Origin of the sequence: Gordonia soli NBRC 108243 (genome assembly GCF_000334455.1) — a bacterium.
Classification (GTDB): Bacteria; Actinomycetota; Actinomycetes; order Mycobacteriales; family Mycobacteriaceae; genus Gordonia; species Gordonia soli.
Genome location: NZ_BANX01000011.1, coordinates 391011 through 412031 on the forward strand (window position 1 = coordinate 391011; position 21021 = coordinate 412031).

Genomic DNA, 21021 nt, shown 5'->3' on the forward strand with positions numbered 1-21021 from the left:
GGCATAGACGGGAACAATAACTTGTTCTAATTTTGGTGATGTCGAGACTACGCGAACGAAGGAGTGGGCATGGGTGTGCCGGTGATCGTGGAGGCCGTGAGGACCCCCATCGGAAAGCGAGCGGGCTGGCTGTCGGGACTGCATGCGGCAGAGATCCTCGGCGCGGCGCAACGCGGCGTCATCGAGAAGGCCGGGATCGATCCGGCGTTGGTCGAGCAGGTGATCGGCGGCTGTGTCACGCAGGTCGGCGCCCAGGGCAACAACATCACCCGCACATCGTGGCTGCACGCGGGACTCCCCGAGCAGACCGGTGCGACCACGGTCGACTGCCAGTGCGGATCGGCCCAGCAGGCCAATCACCTGATCGCCGGCCTGATCGCCACCGACACCATCGACGTCGGCATCGCGTGTGGCGTCGAGGCGATGACGCAGGTCCCGTTGGGCGCCAACGTCGGTGATCACGCGGGCCCCCGACGCCCGGAGTCCTGGGACATCGACATGCCCAACCAGTTCGAGGCCGCCGAGCGGATCGCCAAGCGCCGCGGCATCTCTCGTGCCGACGTCGACGAGCTCGGCGTGCGCAGCCAGCAACGTGCCCGTCACGCCTGGGACGAGGGACGATTCGACCGTGAGGTGCTGACACTGAAGGCTCCTGAGCGGACCAAGGAGGGCGAGCTGACCGGCAACATCCTGGATGTCAGCCGGGACCAGGGCCTGCGCGACACCACGATCGAGTCGATCAGCAACCTGAAGCCCGTCCTCGATGGCGGAATCCACACGGCCGGGACCTCTTCGCAGATCTCGGACGGGGCTGCCGCAGTGCTCATCATGGACGAGGCCAAGGCGAAGGGCCTGGGCCTCACCCCCCGCGCACGCTTCCGGGCGCAGGCGCTGGTCGGGGCCGAGACCCACTACCACCTCGACGGACCGGTTCAGGCAACCGAACGCGTGCTGGCCAAGTCGGGTATGTCGATTTCCGACATCGACCTCTTCGAGGTCAACGAAGCGTTTGCCTCCGTCCTGTTGAGCTGGGCGAATGTCCATCAGCCCGACATGGACAAGGTGAACGTCAACGGCGGCGCGATCGCGATCGGACATCCGGTGGGCAGCACCGGTTCCCGACTCATCACCACCGCGCTGCACGAGCTCGAACGCTCGGGCGGGCAGACGGCGCTGATCACCATGTGCGCCGGCGGCGCTCTGGCGACCGGCACCATCATCGAGCGCATCTGACCCGTGGACGCCGACAACCGTCCCGACCAGCTGGACTCGCCGGTCGTCGCCACACTGATCAAGTGGGGCTCTCGCGCCAACACGCGCCTGTATCAGGCGACCGGCGGCCGCCTGGGCAAGACCTGGCGGGTGGGTGCAGCGATGCGCAAACCGGTGGAGGTGTGCTTGCTGACCTCCACCGGACGCAAGAGCGGTCAGCCGCGCACCGTGCCGCTGCTGTTCTTGCGTGACGACGAGCGAGTGGTCGTGGTCGCCTCGCAGGGCGGCCTGCCGAAGAATCCCGCCTGGTACCACAATGTGGTCGCGAATCCGCAGGTCACCATCCAGATCGGGTCGCAGAAGCTGGACCTGCACGCCCGAGAGGCCGATGACGCCGAGCGCGATCGGCTGTGGCCGCGGCTGGTGGAGTTGTACGCCGACTTCGACACCTACTCGGCGTGGACCGACCGACGCATCCCGGTCATCATCTGCGAGCCCGCTGCGCGCGGGGCCGACGATCTCGTCGAACGGGACGCCGACACACCGTAGAACAGGCGCAGGTCGGGGCACCCCTCACAGTGCCCCGACCGCGCCTCCGCGCCGACCGGTGAAAGTCGGCTGCGGGTCTCATCCGACGCTGCGGTCGCTCGACTCCCAATACTGCGCCCGCAGCGCCTTCTTGTCCGGCTTTCCGAGTGCAGTCAGTGGAAGTGACTCGGTGAACACCACCTTCTTGGGCGACTGCACGGCACCCTTCCGGTCCTTCACGGCCTGCTGGATCTCGGCCGTGACCCGATCCTTGGCGGCATCGTCCTGGTCGGCGTCCGAGCGCAGCACCACAACGGCGGTGACGGCCTCGCCCCATTTGTCGTCGGGTACTCCGATCACGCCCACCTGGCCGACGGACGGATGCTCGGCGACCACATCCTCCACCTCGCGGGGGAAGACGTTGAACCCGCCGGTCACGATCATGTCCTTGGTGCGGTCGACGATGTACCAGAAGCCGTCGGCGTCCTCACGTGCCACGTCACCGGTGCGGAGCCATCCGTCCTTGAAGGTGTCCGCGGTCTGCTCGGGCAGACCCCAGTAACCGCCTGCGAGCAATGGACCGGCGACGCAGATCTCACCGGGCTCGCCCTGCGCCACCGGCTTGTCGTCGGGCCCGAGCAGCGCAGTCCGCAGGAACGCCGACGGTCGACCGCAGCTGCTGAGTCGTCGATGGTCGTCGTCACCGGTCGGATGGTCGCGCTTGGCGAGATAGCTGATCACCATCGGCGCCTCGGACTGTCCGTAGTACTGCGCGAAGATCGGGCCGAATCGCTCGATGGCCTCGGCCAGCCGCACCGGGTTGATTGCCGATGCCCCGTAGTAGACGGTCTCCAGCGACGACAGGTCGCGAGTGCGCGAGTCCGGATGGTCCATCAGGGCGTAGAGCATCGACGGGACCAGCATGGTCGCGGTGATGCGCTCTTCCTCGATGGTGCGCAGGACCTCGGCCGGGTCGAACTTGCCGAGCACCACCATCGAGCCGCCCTTGATCAGCGTCGGCACGAAGAAGGCCGCGCCCGCATGCGAGAGCGGGGTACACATCAGGAACCGCGGATTCTCCGGCCATTCCCATTCCGACAGCTGTATCTGCGTCATGGTCGACATCGCCCGAGCCGTGCCGATGACGCCCTTGGGCTTACCGGTGGTGCCGCCGGTGTAAGTGATCGACACGACGTGATCCGGCGAGAGTTCCGCTGCCACCAAGGGTTTCGGCTCGAAGAGGTCGGCTTCGGCGATGACGTCGCGGCCGTGTGCCGACAGTTCGTCGGGCACCGGGCCCAGCGTCAGGACCTGCTTGAGGCTCGGGACCTTGTCGAGCAACGCCACCGCCCGCTCCACGAACATCGGCACGGGGTCGATGACGAGCGTCGTCACGCCGGCGTCGGAGAGCACGTAGGCGTGGTCGTCGAGTGATCCGAGCGGGTGCAGCGCGGTGCGCCGCCAGCCCTGTGTCTGACCGGCGCCGATCACCAGCAGGACCTCCGGCCGGTTCAGCGACAACAGGCCGACTGCGGTGCCCGAGCCGGCCCCGAGGGACTCGAACGCCTGGATGTAGCGACTGATGGCGGCGGCCATCTCGCCACCGGTCAGCTCTGCGTCACCGAGGACGAGGACGTTGCGCTCGGCGTGCCGCTTGAGCGCGGCCACCATCAGGTCGCCCAGGTGGGTGCCGCCGCGCAGATGATCGAACTCGGACTGACTCTGGAGTGCATCGGTCATGCTCTACAGACTAGGACGTGTTACAGAAGTACGGAAGACATACCCCCGAAATGGCGTCGTTGACATGCTGTTTCTATCCACAGGCCGCCATCAGCGCATGTAAGAACATGTTCTAATTATATGCAGCGGCCGTCGGCAAGAGCCGTGAGCCGGGAGCCCCGCGGACCGGCGTCGCGTTTCCCGTCGAGCACACGCGGACATCGTCGCGCTCCATTAGGATTCGGAGCATGACCGATCTCGACCGCACGGCCCAGCGCCGCGACATCACCGACGCCCTCCTCACCGCCCTCGAGCGCCGCCACGAGGTCCTCGACGCCATCGTCGAGGCCGACGACCGGACCGCAGCAGTCGCCGCCATCGCCACCCTCCTGGGCAAGTCGCAGCTCGGCGCCGAAGCCGTGCTCGGCATGTCCCTGGACCAGCTGACCAAGGACGAGCGCCGCAAGAACCAGGCCGAACTCGACGACCTGAACTCGTCGATCACCTTCACGCTCGCCGAGCGTCCCGCTAGCAGTGGCGACAATCTCGACCTGCGTCCGTTCTCCGCCGATGCCGACGCCGACCTGTTCGGGGTCCGCACCCAGGAACTGGGTGTCGCGGGCGACGGATCGGGTCAACCGGCCGGCGACCTCGGCGACGAGCTGACCAAGGCAACCGACCGGGTGGCCGCAGAGGAGGCCGTGTGGCTGGTCGCCCTCGAGGGACCGACCAAGGTCGGCTTCGTCTTCGGCGAACTGACCGACGGCGAGATCGACGTCCGGATCTGGATTCATCCCGACCATCGCAAGCACGGTTACGGTACTGCCGCACTGCGGAAGTCGCGCTCGGAGATGGCCGCGTACTTCCCCGGTGTACCGATGGTGGTGCGCGCGCCCGGCGCCTGACCGCGAGGTCGCCACGTCAGGAGGTCGGCCGAACAGCGACGAATGCGCCCGGATGCTCTGAGCATCCGGGCGCATTCCCCTTCTCAAGGCCATGCGTCTACTCAGGGCACGCGACGCGGGGGGCCGAAACGCGCGACGATGGCGCGGATGCGATCGTCCTCGTCCACCACGAACGTCTCCCTGACCTCCGCGGCCAGGGACAGGGCCTTCGGTCGGACGTGCACCAGGTACCGCGTCGCGACCGAATGACCGTCGACGGTCGCGCTGAACTCGCTGATCCGATGGATCAGCCGGAACTGCGGCCCCCGCGCGAGACTGCGGAGGATGTGCGGACCGTTGCGGCCGGTCTTGAGACCGAACTCGACCCTGGTGCAGTCCGGATGCACCGAGACATCGCCGGCGTCGTGACTGACCAGCGCGTCCACGTAGGCGCGCGCCGCGGCCACCCGTCGGTCGGCGGATGCCGAGCCGTGATCAGCGGGCACCGTAGACCGGCATCGGAACCGGCGCCTTCGTCAGGATCTCCTCGACCACTGGTCCGAGCTCACTCGGCTCCCACCGGGAACCCTTGTCGCTCTCCGCGCTTCGTTGCCACCCGTCGGCGACGGAGATCTTGCCGCCCTCCACCTCGAACACCCGGCCGGTCACCGACCCCGATTCGAGAGACCCGAGCCAGACGACCAGCGGTGAGACGTTGGCCGGGTCCATCGCGTCGAAGGAACCGTCGGCGGGTGCTGCCATCTGGGCCGCCATGGCCTCGCCGGCACCCATCGTCATCTGCGTCCGGGCGGCGGGGGCGATCGCGTTCACGGTGACACCGTAGCCGCCCAACTCGGCGGCCGCCTGGACCGTCAGCGCCGCGATCCCGGCCTTCGCCGACGCATAGTTGCCCTGGCCGACCGAGCCGTACAGTCCCGCACCGGAACTGGTGTTCACGATCCGCGCCTGTGGCTGGTCACCCGCCTTGGACTGCGCACGCCAGTACGCTCCGGCATGCCGGAGCGTCGCGAAATGTCCCTTGAGGTGCACGCGGATCACCGCATCCCATTCGTCCTCCGACATCGACACCAGCATCCGGTCACGCACGAAACCCGCGTTGTTGACCAGGATGTCGAGTCGGCCGAACTCGCGGACCGCGGTGTCGACCAGTCGGGCCGCGCCGTCCCAGTCGGCGACGTCGGCGGAGTCGACCACCGCCGAGCCCCCGGCCGCGACGATCTCCTCGACGACCGCGCCGGCCGCGTCGGCCGCGAAATCGTTGACGACCACCCGGGCGCCGTCGGCGGCGAAGGCCAGCGCGTGCGCGCGCCCGATCCCCTGCCCGGCGCCGGTCACGATCGCGACGCGTCCCTCGTTCAGCTTGGTACCCAACGTTTCTCCTCTTCCGACTCCGGATGGTCCTAGACGTCGTTGCCTGCGGTGGCCGCCTGCAGGAAGGCGGGCTTCTCACCACCACCGTGCACGGTCAGGGTGGAGCCGCTGACGTACGCGGCCAGTGGCGAGAGCAGGAAGGCGACCGCGTTCCCGACGTCCACCGGCGACGCCAGCCGCCCCATCGGGATGGTGCTGCCGACTGCTGCGATGCCGTCGGCGTCGCCGTAGTGCAACTGCGACTGTTCGGTCTCGACGGGTCCGGCCACCACGGAGTTGACCCGCACCCGAGGCGCCCACTCGACGGCCAGCGACCCCATCAGGTTGTCCAGACCGGCCTTGGCCGCGCCATAGGCGGAGGTCCCCGGCGACGGCCGGTGGCCGCTCACGCTGGACACGTTGACGATGACCCCGCCGTCGTCCTGGGTCTGCATCACCGCGTTGGCCGCCCGCGCGACGATCAACGGCGCCAACAGGTTCAGCTCGACGATCTTGCCCGCGAACCGGTTGGATGCGTCCGCGGCCAGGGCGAAGGGCGAGCCGCCCGCGTTGTTCACCACACCGTCCAGCCGACCGTGGCGCGCCACGATGCCCTCGACCATCGCGGCGACGGCATCTTCGTCACGCACGTCGCAGGCGACGACATCGACGTCGGCACCATCGGCGGGCGTGCGTGCGCAGACCACGGGGACCGCGCCGAGACCCGCGAGCACCGCACTGATTCCGGCTCCGACGCCGCGGACACCACCCGTGACCAGGACGACCTTCTTCTCCAGGCCGAGATCGATGCCACCGTCGCCGTACATGGGTGCTACCCTACCAAACAACCAAGCACTTGCTTGGTTGAGCCACGAGGAAAGGGGCTGGTGTGCCCATCACCACGACACGATCCGACACCGGGATCGTGACCGTCACCGTGGACTTCCCGCCGGTCAACGCCTTGCCGTCGGCGGCGTGGTTCGAGCTGGGCGAGACCATCCTGAGCGTGGGCGCCGACCCCGGCACCCGGGTCGTGATCCTCCGAGCCGAGGGTCGGGGGTTCAATGCGGGCGTCGACATCAAAGAGATGCAGGCCACCGAGGGCTTCGACGCGCTCATCGGCGCGAACCGCGGCTGCGCGGTCGCGTTCGGCGCCGTCTACGACTGCGCGGTCCCGGTCATCGTGGCCGTCAACGGATTCTGCGTCGGTGGCGGAATCGGCCTGGTCGGCAACGCCGACGTCATCGTCGCCTCCGACGACGCCGTCTTCGGCCTACCGGAGGTCGACCGCGGCGCGTTGGGTGCCGCAACACATCTCGCTCGCCTGGTGCCTCAGCATCTGATGCGGACGCTGTACTACACGGCGCAGAACGTCACCGCGCAGCAGCTCGAGCACTTCGGCTCCGTCTACCGTGTCGTGCCGCGCGAGGAGCTGCTCGATGCGGCCCTCGACATCGCCGAGAAGATCGCCGCCAAGGACACCCGTGTGATCCGGGCGGCCAAGGAAGCGATCAACGGCATCGATCCGGTCGACGTCAAGACCAGCTACCGACTCGAGCAGGGCTACACCTTCGAACTCAACCTGGCCGGGGTGTCCGACGAGCACCGGGACGCATTCGTGACCACCGGCAAACCTGCCACCACCGGCACCGGCGCGAGAGGAGAGGCCTGATGCCCGCTGCCCCCAAGGACAAGACCAGCACGCTCGACGACGTGATCGGCGAGCTGCGTGACGGGATGACGATCGGGATCGGCGGCTGGGGTTCACGCCGCAAACCGATGGCACTCGTCCGCGCACTCGCGCGGTCGGACGTCAAGGACCTGACCGTGGTCACCTACGGCGGCCCCGACCTCGGGTTGCTCTGCGCCGCAGGCAAGGTGAGCAAGGCCTACTACGGGTTCGTCTCACTGGACTCGCCACCGTTCTACGATCCGTGGTTCGCCCGTGCGCGCACCACCGGGACCATCACGGTCCGCGAGATGGACGAGGGAATGGTCAAGTGCGGACTCGAGGCGGCAGCGGCCCGGTTGCCGTTCCTGCCGATCCGTGCGGGCCTCGGCTCCGACGTCGTCGAGTTCTGGGAGGGCGAGCTCCAGACCGTCACCTCGCCGTACCCGGACGCCGACGGACGCACGCAGACGTTGATCGCCATGCCGGCATTGAGACTCGACGCGGCCTTCGTCCATCTCGACCTCGCCGACAGTCGCGGCAACGCCGCTTACACCGGCGTCGACCCCTACTTCGACGACCTCTTCTGTGCTGCCGCCGATCGCCGCTACCTCGAGACCGACCAGCTGGTCTCCACCGAGGTGCTGGTGAAGTCGGTTCCGACACAACGTCTGCTGCTGAACCGGATGAACGTCGACCGCGTGGTGCACGCCCCCAACGGCGCGCACTTCACCTTCGCCGGCGCCGCGAACAATGCAGCCGGTGCGAACGTCACGGCCGACTACGGGCGGGACGAGGCATTCCAGCGCTTTTATGTCGAGTCGACGAAGGACGCCGAGACCTGGACGGCGTTCTCCGAACGGTTCCTGGTCGTCGACGAGGAGACCTACCAACGCGAGATCGAGGCCTGGCGCACCGAGCAGGAGGAGGCCAAGTGACCGACACCGTCACCGACACCGACATCACGCGCGCCGAGGTGTGCGTCGTCGCCTGTGCCGAGATCTTCTCCGGCGCAGGCGAGATCATGGCATCCCCGATGGCGCCGACCCCACTCATCGGCGCACGGCTGGCGCGCCTGACCACGGAGCCGGATCTGCTCATCACCGACGGCGAGGCACTGATCTTCGCCGACACCCCGGCCGTCGGCGCATCCGGCCCCATCGAGGGATGGATGCCGTTCCGCAAGGTCTTCGATGTCGTCGCCTCCGGCCGACGGCACGTGGTGATGGGTGCCAACCAGATCGACCGGCACGGCAACCAGAACCTGTCGGCCTTCGGTCCGCTGCAGCAACCCACCCGACAGATGTTCGGTGTCCGGGGGGCTCCCGGCAACACCGTGAACCATCCGACCAGCTACTGGGTGGCGCGGCACTCGACCCGCGTCTTCGGCGACTCCGTCGACATCGTCTCGGGCGTCGGCTACGACCAGATCGACCCGGAGAACCCCGCTTTCGACGATCTCGACATCCATCGGGTGGTCACCAACCTCGGCGTCTTCGACTTCGGCGGCCCCGACCACACGTTCCGGGCGCTCTCCCTGCATCCGGGTGTGACCGTCGCCGAGGTCGCCGAGAACACCGGCTTCGAGGTCGCCGATCTCGACAAGGCGCCGCACACCCGGCTGCCCACCGACGAAGAACTGACCCTGATCCGAGAGGTCTTGGATCCCAAGGGTGTCCGGAATCGAGAAGTGAGATGACCTCCGTCGACTCGACCGCGTCCTCATCCCCGGCGACCGGGACACCCTCGACCACCTCGACTGCGACCACTACGACGGCGACCACCTCGACTGCGGCGCCGAGCCGGGCGGCAGCGCTGTCGACGAGGTTCACCGAGCTCGTCGGGATCGAGTACCCGATCGTCCAGACCGGCATGGGGTGGGTTTCGGGGCCGTCGCTGACCGCGGCGACCTCCAATGCCGGCGGGCTGGGCATCCTGGCGTCGGCAACCATGACCTACGACGAACTCGAAGCCGCGATCGCCAAGACGAAGTCGGCGACCGACAAACCGTTCGGTGTGAACATCCGCGCGGACGCCACCGACGCCGACGAACGGATCGACCTGCTGATCCGCGAGCAGGTCCGGGTCGCATCCTTCGCGCTGGCACCCAAGCAAGAGCTGATCGCCAAGCTCAAGGACCACGGAGTGGTCGTCATCCCGTCCATCGGTGCGGCCAAACACGCGGTCAAGGTGGCCTCCTGGGGTGCCGACGCGGTGATCGTGCAGGGTGGCGAGGGCGGTGGCCACACCGGCCCGGTCGCGACCACGCTGCTGCTGCCGTCCGTGCTGGACGCCCTGTCGGCCAAGGGCATCGACATGCCGGTGGTCGCAGCAGGCGGCTTCTTCGACGGCCGGGGCCTGACCGCGGCACTCGCCTACGGCGCCGAGGGGGTCGCGATGGGTACCCGGTTCCTGCTGACCTCCGACAGCGCCGTCCCGGACTCGGTCAAACAGGAGTACATCCAGCGCGGCCTCGGTGACACCGTGGTGTCGACGAAGGTCGACGGCATGCCGCATCGCGTGCTGCGGACCCGACTCGTCGACGCGCTCGAGAGCGGGAGTCGGGTGCGGGCGCTGACCGCGGCGGCCCGCAACGCCAACGAGTTCAAGCAGATGACCGGCATGAAGTGGACAACCATGCTGCGCGACGGTCGGTCGATGAGGAAGTCCGGTGACCGGACCTGGCAGCAGATCATCATGGCGGGCAACACTCCGATGCTGCTCCGCGCGGGCCTCGTCGAGGGTGACACGGGCGCCGGCGTGCTGGCGTCGGGTCAGGTGGTCGGGATGATCGACGACCTACCCAGCTGCGACGACCTGATCCAGTCGATCATGACCGGCGCCCACGACCGTCTGGCCGCACTCGGCGCCCTCTCCCAGCCGAATCCGTAGCAGTTCTTCCCGGAATCCGGGAACATCTTCTACGGAATCGGTTGTCGGGTCAGGTGTTCGCGATGTCGACGTGCGCGACGCGGAGGTCCTTCTTCAGGATCTTGCCGCTCGGGTTCTTGGGCAGCGCGTCGGCGATGACGACGTATTTGGGACGCTTGTAGCCCGCCAGGACCGTCGCCACATGCGCGTCGACGTCGGCAACCGTGACGGTGACGTCGGGCTTGGGCACGACCACAGCCGTCACCGCTTCGATCCACTTGGGGTGCGGCACGGCGAAGACCGCGACCTCGGCCACCCCGTCGAGCTGATAGATCGCCTCCTCGACCTCTCGTGAGGCCACGTTCTCCCCACCGGTCTTGATCATGTCCTTCTTGCGGTCGACCACCGACAGATAGCCGTCGGAGTCGATGACGCCGAGGTCGCCGGAGTGGAACCAGCCACCGTCGAACGCCTGGGCCGTCTTGTCCTCGTCGCCGTAATACCCCAGCGCCGCATGCGGACTGCGGTGCACGATCTCCCCGACCTCGCCGATCGGCACCGACTCCCCCGTCTCGTCGACGACGCGTGTCTCGACGTTCAGCGCCGGGCGACCGGCCGAACCGGCCCGACTCATCTGCTCATGCGGCTGCAGGATGGTCGCGAGTGGCGACATCTCCGTCTGACCGTAAAAATTCCACAGCGAGACGTCGGGGAGTCGGCGCCCCATCTCGCGCAGGACCTCGACCGGCATCGCCGACGCGCCGTAATACCCCTTGCGCAGCGACGACAGGTCGCGGGTCTCGAAGTCGGGATGCCGCAGCAGGGAGATCCAGACCGTCGGCGGCGCAAAGAACTTGGTCACCTGCTCGGACTCGATCGTCGCGAGCACGGTCGCCGGATCCGGTGCGCGGAGGATGATCCCCGTCGCGCCGAGGTAGACGTCGACCGAGAAGAAACAGTCCATCTGCGCGCAGTGGAACATCGGCAGCGAGTGGATCTCGATGTCGTCGCCGGTCATCCCGCCGTCGACGATGCACGAGACGTACTGCGTGATGAGCGACTTGGAGGACAGGAGCACTCCCTTGGGCCGCGACTCGGTGCCGGAGGTGTACATCAGCCGCAGCGGGTCGTCGTCACCGACTGCCGTGGTGGGCGGGGTCGGATCGCCGTCGCGCGCCCAGTCGTCGACCGTTTCCCAACCGTCGGGGGCCGCGCCTGAGCCGAGCGCGATCCATCCGCGGGCGACGATCTCGTTGCCGGCGAGGTCGAGCGCCTCGGTGACCGTCGGAGCCAATGCGTCCTCGGTGACCACGGCGCGGGCGCCTGAGTGCTCGAGGATGAACGCGATCTCGCCGGCGCCCAGGCCGAAGTTGACAGGGACGAGCACGACGCCGAGGCGCGCGGTGGCGAAGGCCAGAACCCCGTACTGCCACGAGTTGTGACTCACCAGCGCGAGCCGGTCGCCGTGACGGAGTCCGTGCGCCGACAGCGCATTCGCCGTCCGGTTCACTGCCGCGTCGAACTCGGCATAGGTCAACCGGGTGTCGCCGTCGATGATCGCGGTCTTGGCGGGTACCCGGAGCGCTGTTCGTCGGAGCAGGTCGCCGAAGGTCTGACTGCGCGCGGAGGCAACGGTGGCGGTGGTCTGGGGTGTGAAGCTCATGGCGCTTTTCTAGCAGTCGCACCGCGCCCGCGGACCCTACCCACGAGTAGTCGCGACGAGCGGCGGTAGCCGGCCCATGAACGGTCAGTTCTCCGGCCGCAGCACACGATCGACGATCGGGCGCAGCGTTGCCGGAGTCGACGGACGGTCGGCGTCGAGGCCCATCGAACGAGTGAAGAGCACGCCTTCGAGTGTCGTGATCAGGTCGCGGGCGGCCGAGTCCGGATCGCGTGCGTTCATCGTGGTCATCAGCGATGTGGCCGCCGGCAGCGAGAAGAAGCACGCCGTGAGGTCGCGGTCCCCGGAGTCGGTCATGAGCGCGTAGCGAGCCCGCACATCGCGGCGACGGTCGGTGACGAGGGTGGTGAGGTATCCGACGATCACCTCGGTCGGGTCCGCATCGTGTCCTGACTGCGAGTCCGACTGCGCCCTCGACTCCGGCTGCGCCCTCGACTCCGGCTGCGACTCCGACCTCGACTGCGAGTGCGCGACGGCAGCGGCGAATGCGTCGCGTGATCGGTCGGTGAGCCGGTCGAGCGCGGCGTCGACGAGAGCGGCCCGCGTCCGGAAGTAGTAGGACGTGGAGCCCTTCGACAACTCCAGGGCGCGGTCGACGGCGGTGTGTGTGATCGCGTGGTTGCCACCGGCGGCGGCGAGGTCGAGGCATGCCTCGGCGATCAAGACGCGGCGATCGGTGCGCTCCATCACGTCAGGCTACCAGCACCCTCTACGATGATAGAGTGCGGTCATGTGGCCCCGTCTGCGTCGCACCCAAAAATCGGTTCTGCCATCACATTCGGACTTCGTCGTCGCGGCCGCTTCGGTCGGCTTCACACTGGACGTCGGTCAGCGGGCCGCAGTCGAGGTGCTGACGACCGGCGAGAACGTCTATCTCCACGGCCCACCGGGCCGCGGGAAGTCGTGGCTGATGGACGTGGTCGCCACCACGGCGCCGACAGATTCGACGCTCCGGCTGCACTCGCACGAGTTCGCCGACGCGCTGCACGCCGCCATCGTCGTCAACGGTTCCCTCGCCACCGGCCTCGAGGCCATGCTCGGCACGGTTCGGACCCTCTGTTTCGACGAGCTGGTCGTCGACGACCCGGCCGACGGCATCTTCCTCGCCCGCCTCTTCGCCGCGGCGGTCGACCGCGACGTGACCATCGTGATCACCAGCAACAGCGCACCCGACGAGCTGATGCCCAACCCGCTCTTCCACGACACCTTCGTGCCGACCATCGAACTGCTCCGAACGCACTGTCAGGTCGTCGAACTCGATGGTGGCACGGACTATCGGTCGCGAGCCGAGCACGGCGCGGGCTTCGCCTCGGGACGCTGGATCGCGGACACCACCGGCCGCGCACTGGAAGCACCATCGCCGGACGAGCGGACGGAGGTCCGTCCCGCGGGGCATCCGATCACCGCCCGCGCGGCGACACCTGGACGCGTCTGGTTCACCTTCGACGACCTCTGCGGCTCCCCCACCGGAGTCCGCGACTACCTGCGCCTCGTCGCCGACCACCGGACCTGGGTGATCGACGACATCCCGCCCCTCGGCACCACCGACCGCGAGTCGGCCCGACGGTTCGCGCATGTCGTCGACGTCCTGTACGACCGCGACGTGCCCACCACTTTCCGCGCCGCGGGCGATCGGGACACCTGCGTGCCCGCGGACCTCGACCTCGCCGGGGTCGCACGCCTCCGCAGTCGGCTCACCGAGCTGCGTTCCCACCAGATCTCGTAGCGCGAACACGTGATATCCGCGTGTTCGCGCTACGAAAACGGCAGTGTCAGTGGGCCATCGCCCATCCGGCCGCCGCAGTGCGCTCATGCCAGAAGCGCGCGTACTGGCCGCCTCGACCGATCAGCTCTGCATGGGTACCGACATCGTCGACGCCGCCCTCGTCGTCCAACACGACGATCTGGTCGGCGGCCACCACCGTCGACAGCTTGTGGGCGATCACGATCACCGTGCTGTTGTCGGCGAGCTCCCGGATCGAGGCCGCGACGTGTGCCTCGTTCTCCGGATCGAGCGCACTCGTCGCCTCGTCGAAGAGGACGATCGGCGCACCCTTCAGCAGGGCCCGCGCGATCGAGACACGCTGACGCTCACCGCCGGACAAGGCCGAGCCGCCCTCCCCCACCGGGGTGTCCCAACCGTTGTGCAGCCGGTCGACGATCCGCCCGACCCCGGCGGTCTCGGCAGCCGCCGCGATCTCTTCGTCGGTGGCGTCCGGACGGCCGATACGGATGTTCTCCCGCAACGTGTCGTCGAAGAGATAGACGTCCTGGAACACCTGGGACAGCTGGCCCATCAGTGTCGCGGTGTCCTGGTCACGGACATCCACACCGCCGACCCGCACCACGCCGCCGTCGACGTCGTAGAAGCGCGCGAGCAACCGGAACAACGTCGTCTTGCCCGACCCGGACGGACCGACCAGTGCCGTCATCGTGCCGGGCTCGGCCCGGAAGCTGATGTCCCGCGCCACCGGCTCGCCGTCGACGTATCCGAATCGGACGTGCTCGACCTCGACCGAACCCGGCATCGACACCGGCTGCGGCTCGGCGGGCTGGGCGATCGACTCCGTCTCGAGCACGTCGGTGATGCGCTTGATCTCGTCACGCGCCATCCGGAGCGTCGACCCGAGGTCGGCGAGTTCACCCACCGGGCCGGTGAACCGGGCCGCGAGCCCGAAGACCGCGATCAGCAAGGCGGGCTCGATCCGATCGGTCACCGCCAGCCACGCACCGAAGGCCAGGATCGCGGTGAAGACCGCCTGCACCGCGACGCCGTTGAGCGAGATGCCCGCCACCGATCGCCACATCATCCGACGGCCGGTGCGGTACTGGGTGTCGAGCACCTCCGCCAGCGGCTCGTACGACGTCCCGGCTCGACCGAATGCGCGCAGGACCGGCTGACAGCGGGCGAACTCGAGGACTCGGTTGTTCACGGCGATGGAGACGCGATGATTGGCCTCCTCCGCACTCGCGATGACCGAACTGGACACGATTGCGGCGACGTACAGGAGGACCGCGCCGGCGGCTGCGACGAGACCGATCCGCCAGTCGAAGAACAACAGTCCGACGACCACCACCAACGAACTGGTGGTGTTGGCGATCACCGGCGTGAAGAAGTGTGCGCTGGTGCTGCCGACGAACATCGTGCCCTTGACCGCGATCTGCGAGACCTCGCCGGTGCGCCGACGGGTGAACCATCCGAGCGGGAGCGTCACCAGATGCTCGCCGAGGCGGTGGTGCAGGGTGCGCATGGTGAACAGCGCCAACCGCATCCCGCGGATCGACTGCACGTAGAAGGTGATGCAGCAGATGGCGACGAGGAGCAGAAGCCAGAGCAGCCAGCGCACGGCAGCCGAGCCATCGAGGTCCAGGAGTGCCTGGACGAAGGGCACCAGCACCAACATCGCCAGCCCCTGCGCAACACCGAAGGTGGTCGCCCAGAGCAGGAAGCCGAACATCTGTCGACGCTGGCTGCCGAGAATGGTCAGGAATCCGCGGATCATCGCACAGCTCCGGTGTTCTCGAGTTCGGACCGGTCGACGACGTCGGCCGGTTCTGAGGTCCGGTCCCGACCGATGTCGAGTCCTCCCTCGGTGTAGGACCGCCACATGGCGGCGTAGGTCCCCTGCGCTGCGACGAGATCGTCGTGGCGGCCCTGCTCGACGACCCGCCCGCCGTCCAGCACGACGATGTTGTCGGCGTGTGTGATGGTTCCCAGCCGGTGGGCGATGACGAGGACGGTGCGGCCGTCGATCAGCGTCGAGATCGCCTGCTGTATCTGCGCTTCCGACTCCGGGTCGGCGAAGGCGGTCGCCTCGTCGAGCACCAGGATCGGGGTGTCGGCCAGCAGCGCACGCGCGATGCTCACCCGCTGCGACTCACCACCGGAGAAGTGGGCGTCGTCGCCGATCACCGCGTCGTAGCCGCGCGGCAGCGCGACGATCCGATCGTGGATCCGTGCGGCGCGGGCGGCATCGGCGACCTCCTCTTCGGTCGCGTCCGGGCGTCCGAGCCGGATGTTGTCGCGGATGCTGATGCCCAGCAACTGCACGTCTTGCAGCACGAATCCGACCGTGCGATAGAGCGTTTCCGGATCGATCTCCCGGACATCGACCCCACCGATCCGGACCGAACCGGTGTCGGCGTCGTGGAAGCGCGGCACGAGGGTGGCCAACGTCGACTTGCCACTGCCGGACTCACCGACGAGTGCCGTGAGCGACCCCGCCGGCAGCACCAGATCCACTCCGTCGAGGGCCTTCGATCGCCCGTTCTCCCCGACGCTCGCCGGGGCAGTGGTCTGATACGAGAAGCTCACATCCTCGAGTTCGACCCCGTTGCCCTGGGGCACAGCGGGATCGGCACTGACCGGCAGCTCGGGGAGGGCGAACAGATCCACCAGGCGGCGGGCAGCCCCGCCGGCCTGCTGCCGGCTGTGGAGCGCCATGGTGATCGCCATCAGCGACGTGGGGAGGACCAGGGCGATCAGCGTGGCACCGACCACCTCGATCGGCTGCACCCACCCGCTGCTGGTGAACCAATATCCGCCGGCGAGGTTGACCAGCAACACCAGCGGAGCCGACAGCATCATCGCCGCGATGGCCTCGATACGCAGCATCGGACCGACGTATCCGGCGAAATCGTCGTTGAAATCGTCTGCGGCATCGATGAATCGGCGATGCGCCCGGCCGACCTGACCGAAGGTCTTGACGACTGCGACGCCGGAGACGAACTCGACGATCGTCGCACTGATCCGTTCGATCCCGGTGTTCATCCGTGCCATCTGCTCGGTCATGTCGCGGATCATCCACGCGTAGCCGGCGGCGTAGAGCGGCAGCGTCGCCATCGCCAGGAGCCCGAGACGCCAGTCCAGGACGAAGCAGTAGATCAGCGCGAAGACCGGGGTGACCACCGCGGCGGTGGTCTCGACGTCGGCGTGCGCGACGAGATAGTGCAGTTCGTGGACGTCGTTCTGAGCAGACTTGCGCACCTCGCCGGAGGACGTCCGGGTGAACCACCCCAACGGGAGGCGACCGAGCTTGGTGACGATCCGTCGACGCAGGTGCGACTGGAAGTCGACATCCGCGAAGTGGCTGATGCCGAGGGCGAGTGCACCGAAGAACGCACGCGCACCCAGCCCGACGATCACCAGCCAGACGATCGGCCAGATGTCGCCCGCGGTCGTCTGGCCGGCCAGTAGGCGGCGCCCGAGTTCGACGATCCCGATGAAGGGGAGCACCGTCGCCGCCGAACCGATGAGTTGGACGCCCTGCGCGAGGCGGAGGCGCCCGCGCACGGGTTGCAGCATGTCCTTGAGTGCCGCGGACTCGGCGCGTGCCGACGCGGCAGGGTCATCGCCAGGTGTTGTCATACGCGTACGATAACCCTGCCGACGAGAAAAAGAAAGGTAAGCCTAACTTCGCTTAGCGACGTGGGACGATGCCGTCGAGGACAACCGAGAGGTATTGGTCGGCGATCGCGGACACCGGCCGCGAGCCGCCGGGCCGGTACCAGCGGACCGCGACCCAGACGGTGTCGCGCATGAACCGGTAGACCAGCTCGATGTCGAGGTCGGAACGGAACTCGCCACTCGCGACGCCACTCTGTAGGACCGAGTGCCACAGCGACCGGAACTCGGTGTTGCGATCGTTGATGTAGCCGAACCGCTCTTGGGCGGCCAGACGCTTCGCCTCGTCCTGGTAGATCGCGACGGCGTGATGATCGGCGTCGATGGACTCGAAGGACGCCACGACCAGTTGCCGCAACGTCTCCGTCGCCGACGAGCCGGTCGCGACGATCTCGCGATAGCGGGCGAAGAGCTGGTCGAGGAATCCGCGCAGCAGCTCGTCGACCATCGACTCCTTCGAGTCGAAGTGGTGATACAGACTGCCGGACAGGATTCCGGCGGCGTCGGCGATGTCACGTACGGTTGTCGAACGCAAGCCCTGTTCGGCGAACATCTGTCCGGCGGTGGCCAGCAACTCGTCACGACGTGACGAACCGGCCCGCTTCTCTCCGACGCTGCTGTTCCGTGGCGCCATCGGGATCTCCTCGCACTCGCCGTGGCCTTCTCCGTGACCCTAGCAAGCGCTTGGCCGGGCCCGTCGGTGACGGACCCGGCCAAGACAGAACTCTCGTCAGCGCTTCTTGAGCTTCTTGATCGCGCGGTTGTTCAGGCGCGTCCACAGTTTCAGCTGACCGTCGGTCATCTTCTTGTCGCGTGCGGTGAACGGAGGCGACATCAACTCCGCGACCGACAGCGGCAGCCGCGAGACCGTGACCGCGCGCGCGTGGCTGAAGGTCTCGAAGCCGAAGCGGCCGTGGTAGTTGCCCATCCCGCTCTTGCCGACGCCGCCGAACGGCAGGCCGCCGCTGAAGAGGTGGGTGGCGAAGTCGTTGGCGTTGATCGAACCGCTGCGGGTGCGATCCGCGAGTTCGGCGAGCCGCTCGTTGTCGTCGCCGGCCCAGTACAGCGTCAGCGGATGCGGATGACTGGAGATGTGGCTGATCGCCTCGGACAGTTCGCGATACGGGTACACGGTGAGGACCGGACCGAAGACCTCGTCCTCCTCGATCTTCATCCCCGCCTTGACCCCGGTGAGCAGCGTCGGCGGGATCTTGCGCTCGGCATCACTGGGCAGCGTCTCCCCCACCGGGACCACCTGATGCTTGGTCGCGCCCAGCTGCTCGGCATCGTCGATCAGCCCGACGATGCGTGTGTAGTTCTTCTCGTTGATGGTCGACGTGTACTCACGGTTGCCGACGATGGTGGGGAATTTGGCCTTCCATCGCGCGACCACCTTGTCGGTGAACTCGCCGAGCTTGGCCTCCGGCACGAAGACGTAATCGGGACAGAGGCAGACCTGCCCGCCGTTGACGAGTCGGGCGTCGGCCAGGAACTTGGCGGCCTTGTCGATGTCTGCGTCGACGTCCACGACGGCTGGGTTCTTGCCACCGAGCTCGAGCGTGACGGGCACGAGGTTCTTGGCCGCCTCACCGGCGACCGACGCTCCGACCTCGGGCGAGCCGGTGAAGAACATGTGGTCGACCTTGAGCTTGGCGAAGTCCGAGCCCGAGCCGTGCTCACTGGTGACGATCGCGAGCTCTTCGATGGAGAAGTAGTCGGGAGCGTGTGCGGCGATCACGTCGGTGGTGCGCTTGGTGATCGACGACGGGCGCATCAGCACCCGGTTACCCGCCGCGAAGGCCGAACCGGCCGGCACGAAGGTCAGCTGCAGCGGGAAGTTCCAGGGACCCATGATCCCGACCACGCCGAGCGGATCGTGTCGCAGTCGCTGCGTGAAGCCGGCGATGCCCTGCCCGCGCGCGACGTTGACCTCCTTCATCCACTTCTCGGCATGCCGACGCTGATGGGTGAGGTCGATGAGACACCCCACGACATCGGCGGCCACCGACAGCTCACGCGGACGCGTACCGAAGTCGGCGTCGAGCGCCTCGGCGATCTCGTCCGCGTTGTCGAGCAGCAGCGCGGACAGCCGCGTGATGCGGTCGATCCGCGTCTTCGCGTCGGGGATGCCGTCCCGGAGGAATGCCGCCCGCTGGATCTCCAGCAGTTCGGCGAGAGTGTGTTCGCGCGATGACGTGCGGTCGGCGCCGCCCGTCGTCACCTCTGCGGGCTTGGTCATCAGGTCCTCCGTGGGGCTCGCGTTGGAACGGATGTCTCCGTTTGTTCCAGCATAGTATGCCCCACGTCACATCGAAACTGGCGACGGGTGTTGTCAGAAGTTCAGAGCTCAGCCCAGCCGCTCGATGATCGTGACGTTGGCGGTCCCGCCGCCTTCACACCCGCGGCTGACCGCCGGAGCTCAGCCCAGTCGCTCGATGATCGTGACGTTGGCGGTCCCGCGCCCTTCACACCCGCGGCTGACCGCCGCGGCTCAGCCCAGTCGCTCGATGATCGTGACGTTGGCGGTCCCGCCGCCTTCACACATCGTCTGCAGCCCGTAGCGGCCGCCGGTGCGTTCGAGTTCGTTGAGCAGGGTGGCGAACAGCTTGGCGCCGGTCGCGCCGAGCGGATGTCCGAGCGCGATGGCCCCGCCGTTGCGGTTGACCTTCTCCGGATCGGTGCCGGTCTCCTTGAGCCAGGCCAGGACCACCGGCGCGAACGCCTCGTTGATCTCGACGACGTCGATGTCGTCGATCGAGAGCCCCGTCTTCTCGAGTGCGTACCTCGTGGCCGGGATGGGTGCCGAGAGCATCATCACCGGGTCGTCACCGCGGACACTCATGTGGTGGATGCGGGCCCGCGGGGTGAGGCCGTGGTCGGCGAGCGCCTTCTCGGACACGACCAGCGTCGCCGATGATCCGTCGGCGATCTGCGAGGCGACGGCCGCGGTGAGTCGCGATCCCTCGGAGAGCGGCTGCAGTCCGGCCATCTTCTCCAGCGAGGTCTCGCGCGGGCATTCGTCGACGACGCAGTCGCCGATCACGACGTTCTCCTTGTCGAACCGGCCGGCGTCGATGGCGGCTCGCGCTCGTTGGTGCGACCGCAGCGCCCACTCCTCCATGTCCTCGCGGGAGATGTCCCAGCGCTTGGCCATCAGGTCGGCACCATTGAACTGGGAGATGAAGGCATCGCCGAAGCGGTCGCGCCAACCGACGGATTCGGCCGTGGGCGTGCTGAAACCGAACTCCTTGCCGGCGATCATGGCCTGCGAGATCGGGATCGCGCTCATGTTCTGCAGTCCGCCGGCGACGACGACGTCCTGGGTGCCGCTCATCACGCCCTGTGCGGCGAAGTGGATCGCCTGCTGCGATGATCCGCACTGCCGGTCGACCGTGGTCCCCGGGATCTCGAGCGGCAGGCCGGCGGCGAGCCATGCGGTCCGGGCGACGTTGCCCGCCTGACCACCGATCGTGTCGAGGCATCCGAACACCACGTCGTCGACGACGGACGGGTCGATGCCGGTGCGCTCGACGAGCGCGGAGAGGATGTGGGCGCCGAGGTCGGCGGGGTGGGTCTTGGCCAGCGACCCGTTGCGCTTGCCGACCGGGGTACGGATGGCGTCGACGATGTAGGCCTGGGGTGTGCTCATCGGATTCTCCTGTGGTGTCGGATGTCTGGTGCG

At 67.7% G+C, this 21021-nt stretch carries 19 protein-coding genes; 8 read left to right on the forward strand and 11 right to left on the reverse strand.

The window, feature by feature from the left end:
* The first annotated feature begins 69 nt into the window (after positions 1-69).
* Entirely contained in the window at positions 70-1233 is a 1164-nt protein-coding gene (locus GS4_RS09490) for a steroid 3-ketoacyl-CoA thiolase (protein ID WP_007619900.1), read from the forward strand.
* 3 nt (positions 1234-1236) lie between these two features.
* On the forward strand, positions 1237-1761 hold the full coding sequence (locus GS4_RS09495) for a nitroreductase family deazaflavin-dependent oxidoreductase (RefSeq protein WP_007619901.1): 525 nt from the start codon (positions 1237-1239) through the stop codon (positions 1759-1761).
* 78 nt (positions 1762-1839) lie between these two features.
* Here GS4_RS09495 and fadD8 read toward each other — a convergent pair whose 3' ends face one another.
* Positions 1840-3480, reverse strand: coding sequence for a fatty-acid--CoA ligase FadD8 (gene fadD8, locus GS4_RS09500; protein ID WP_007619902.1), 1641 nt, complete (start codon positions 3478-3480; stop codon positions 1840-1842).
* 227 nt (positions 3481-3707) lie between these two features.
* Between fadD8 and GS4_RS09505 the strand changes: the two genes are divergently transcribed.
* Positions 3708-4364, forward strand: a complete 657-nt coding sequence (locus GS4_RS09505; protein WP_007619909.1) for a GNAT family N-acetyltransferase — start codon at positions 3708-3710, stop codon at positions 4362-4364.
* A 101-nt stretch (positions 4365-4465) separates the two neighbouring features.
* Here GS4_RS09505 and GS4_RS09510 read toward each other — a convergent pair whose 3' ends face one another.
* Genes GS4_RS09510 through GS4_RS09520 form a run of 3 tightly spaced genes read right to left on the reverse strand, consistent with a single transcriptional unit; the run spans position 4466 to position 6541 of the window.
* On the reverse strand, positions 4466-4849 hold the full coding sequence (locus tag GS4_RS09510) for a DUF8021 domain-containing protein (protein WP_007619911.1): 384 nt from the start codon (positions 4847-4849) through the stop codon (positions 4466-4468).
* Positions 4839-5735: an SDR family oxidoreductase gene (locus GS4_RS09515; RefSeq protein WP_007619913.1), complete on the reverse strand. Its 897-nt coding sequence runs from the start codon at positions 5733-5735 to the stop codon at positions 4839-4841. Before GS4_RS09515 ends, GS4_RS09510 begins: the two co-directional genes overlap by 11 nt.
* Before the next feature lie 29 nt (positions 5736-5764).
* Entirely contained in the window at positions 5765-6541 is a 777-nt protein-coding gene (locus GS4_RS09520) for an SDR family oxidoreductase (RefSeq protein ID WP_007619915.1), read from the reverse strand.
* 62 nt (positions 6542-6603) lie between these two features.
* On the opposite strand from GS4_RS09520, the gene echA20 reads away from it, so the two are divergent.
* The 4 genes from echA20 to GS4_RS09540 are packed head-to-tail and all read left to right on the forward strand — an operon-like array spanning position 6604 to position 10275.
* Complete coding sequence (gene echA20 / locus GS4_RS09525; RefSeq protein WP_007619917.1) at positions 6604-7386, forward strand: (7aS)-7a-methyl-1,5-dioxo-2,3,5,6,7,7a-hexahydro-1H-indene-carboxyl-CoA hydrolase; 783 nt, start codon at positions 6604-6606, stop codon at positions 7384-7386.
* Complete coding sequence (locus GS4_RS09530; RefSeq protein ID WP_007619919.1) at positions 7386-8321, forward strand: CoA transferase subunit A; 936 nt, start codon at positions 7386-7388, stop codon at positions 8319-8321. The genes echA20 and GS4_RS09530 overlap by 1 nt, the downstream gene beginning before the upstream one ends.
* Entirely contained in the window at positions 8318-9082 is a 765-nt protein-coding gene (locus tag GS4_RS09535; protein WP_007619927.1) for a CoA-transferase subunit beta, read from the forward strand. Before GS4_RS09530 ends, GS4_RS09535 begins: the two co-directional genes overlap by 4 nt.
* Entirely contained in the window at positions 9079-10275 is a 1197-nt protein-coding gene (locus GS4_RS09540) for an NAD(P)H-dependent flavin oxidoreductase (protein ID WP_007619938.1), read from the forward strand. Before GS4_RS09535 ends, GS4_RS09540 begins: the two co-directional genes overlap by 4 nt.
* Before the next feature lie 49 nt (positions 10276-10324).
* Here GS4_RS09540 and GS4_RS09545 read toward each other — a convergent pair whose 3' ends face one another.
* Positions 10325-11917, reverse strand: coding sequence for an acyl-CoA synthetase (locus GS4_RS09545; protein WP_007619939.1), 1593 nt, complete (start codon positions 11915-11917; stop codon positions 10325-10327).
* Positions 11918-12001: 84 nt separating this feature from the next.
* Positions 12002-12622 (reverse strand): TetR/AcrR family transcriptional regulator, encoded by a 621-nt coding sequence (locus GS4_RS09550; protein ID WP_007619941.1) that lies wholly within the window; start codon positions 12620-12622, stop codon positions 12002-12004.
* A gap of 43 nt (positions 12623-12665) precedes the next feature.
* Between GS4_RS09550 and zapE the strand changes: the two genes are divergently transcribed.
* Entirely contained in the window at positions 12666-13661 is a 996-nt protein-coding gene (gene zapE, locus GS4_RS09555) for a cell division protein ZapE (RefSeq protein ID WP_007619944.1), read from the forward strand.
* 46 nt (positions 13662-13707) lie between these two features.
* Here the strand turns inward: zapE and GS4_RS09560 are convergent, their stop codons facing one another.
* The 5 genes from GS4_RS09560 to GS4_RS09580 all read right to left on the reverse strand — a co-directional run bounded on the left by GS4_RS09560 (position 13708) and on the right by GS4_RS09580 (position 20988).
* Positions 13708-15438 carry an ABC transporter ATP-binding protein gene (locus GS4_RS09560; RefSeq protein WP_007619945.1) on the reverse strand — a complete coding sequence of 577 codons (1731 nt, stop codon included), beginning with the start codon at positions 15436-15438 and terminating at the stop codon, positions 13708-13710.
* Positions 15435-17303 carry an ABC transporter ATP-binding protein gene (locus GS4_RS09565; protein ID WP_007619946.1) on the reverse strand — a complete coding sequence of 623 codons (1869 nt, stop codon included), beginning with the start codon at positions 17301-17303 and terminating at the stop codon, positions 15435-15437. The genes GS4_RS09560 and GS4_RS09565 overlap by 4 nt, the downstream gene beginning before the upstream one ends.
* 52 nt (positions 17304-17355) lie before the next feature.
* Positions 17356-17973: a TetR/AcrR family transcriptional regulator gene (locus GS4_RS09570; protein ID WP_007619947.1), complete on the reverse strand. Its 618-nt coding sequence runs from the start codon at positions 17971-17973 to the stop codon at positions 17356-17358.
* A 96-nt stretch (positions 17974-18069) separates the two neighbouring features.
* Positions 18070-19578, reverse strand: coding sequence for an aldehyde dehydrogenase family protein (locus tag GS4_RS09575; protein WP_007619949.1), 1509 nt, complete (start codon positions 19576-19578; stop codon positions 18070-18072).
* 252 nt (positions 19579-19830) lie between these two features.
* The gene (locus GS4_RS09580; protein ID WP_007619952.1) at positions 19831-20988 is read right to left on the reverse strand and encodes an acetyl-CoA C-acetyltransferase; all 1158 of its coding nucleotides are present in this window, start codon (positions 20986-20988) and stop codon (positions 19831-19833) included.
* Between the last annotated feature and the right edge of the window lie 33 nt (positions 20989-21021).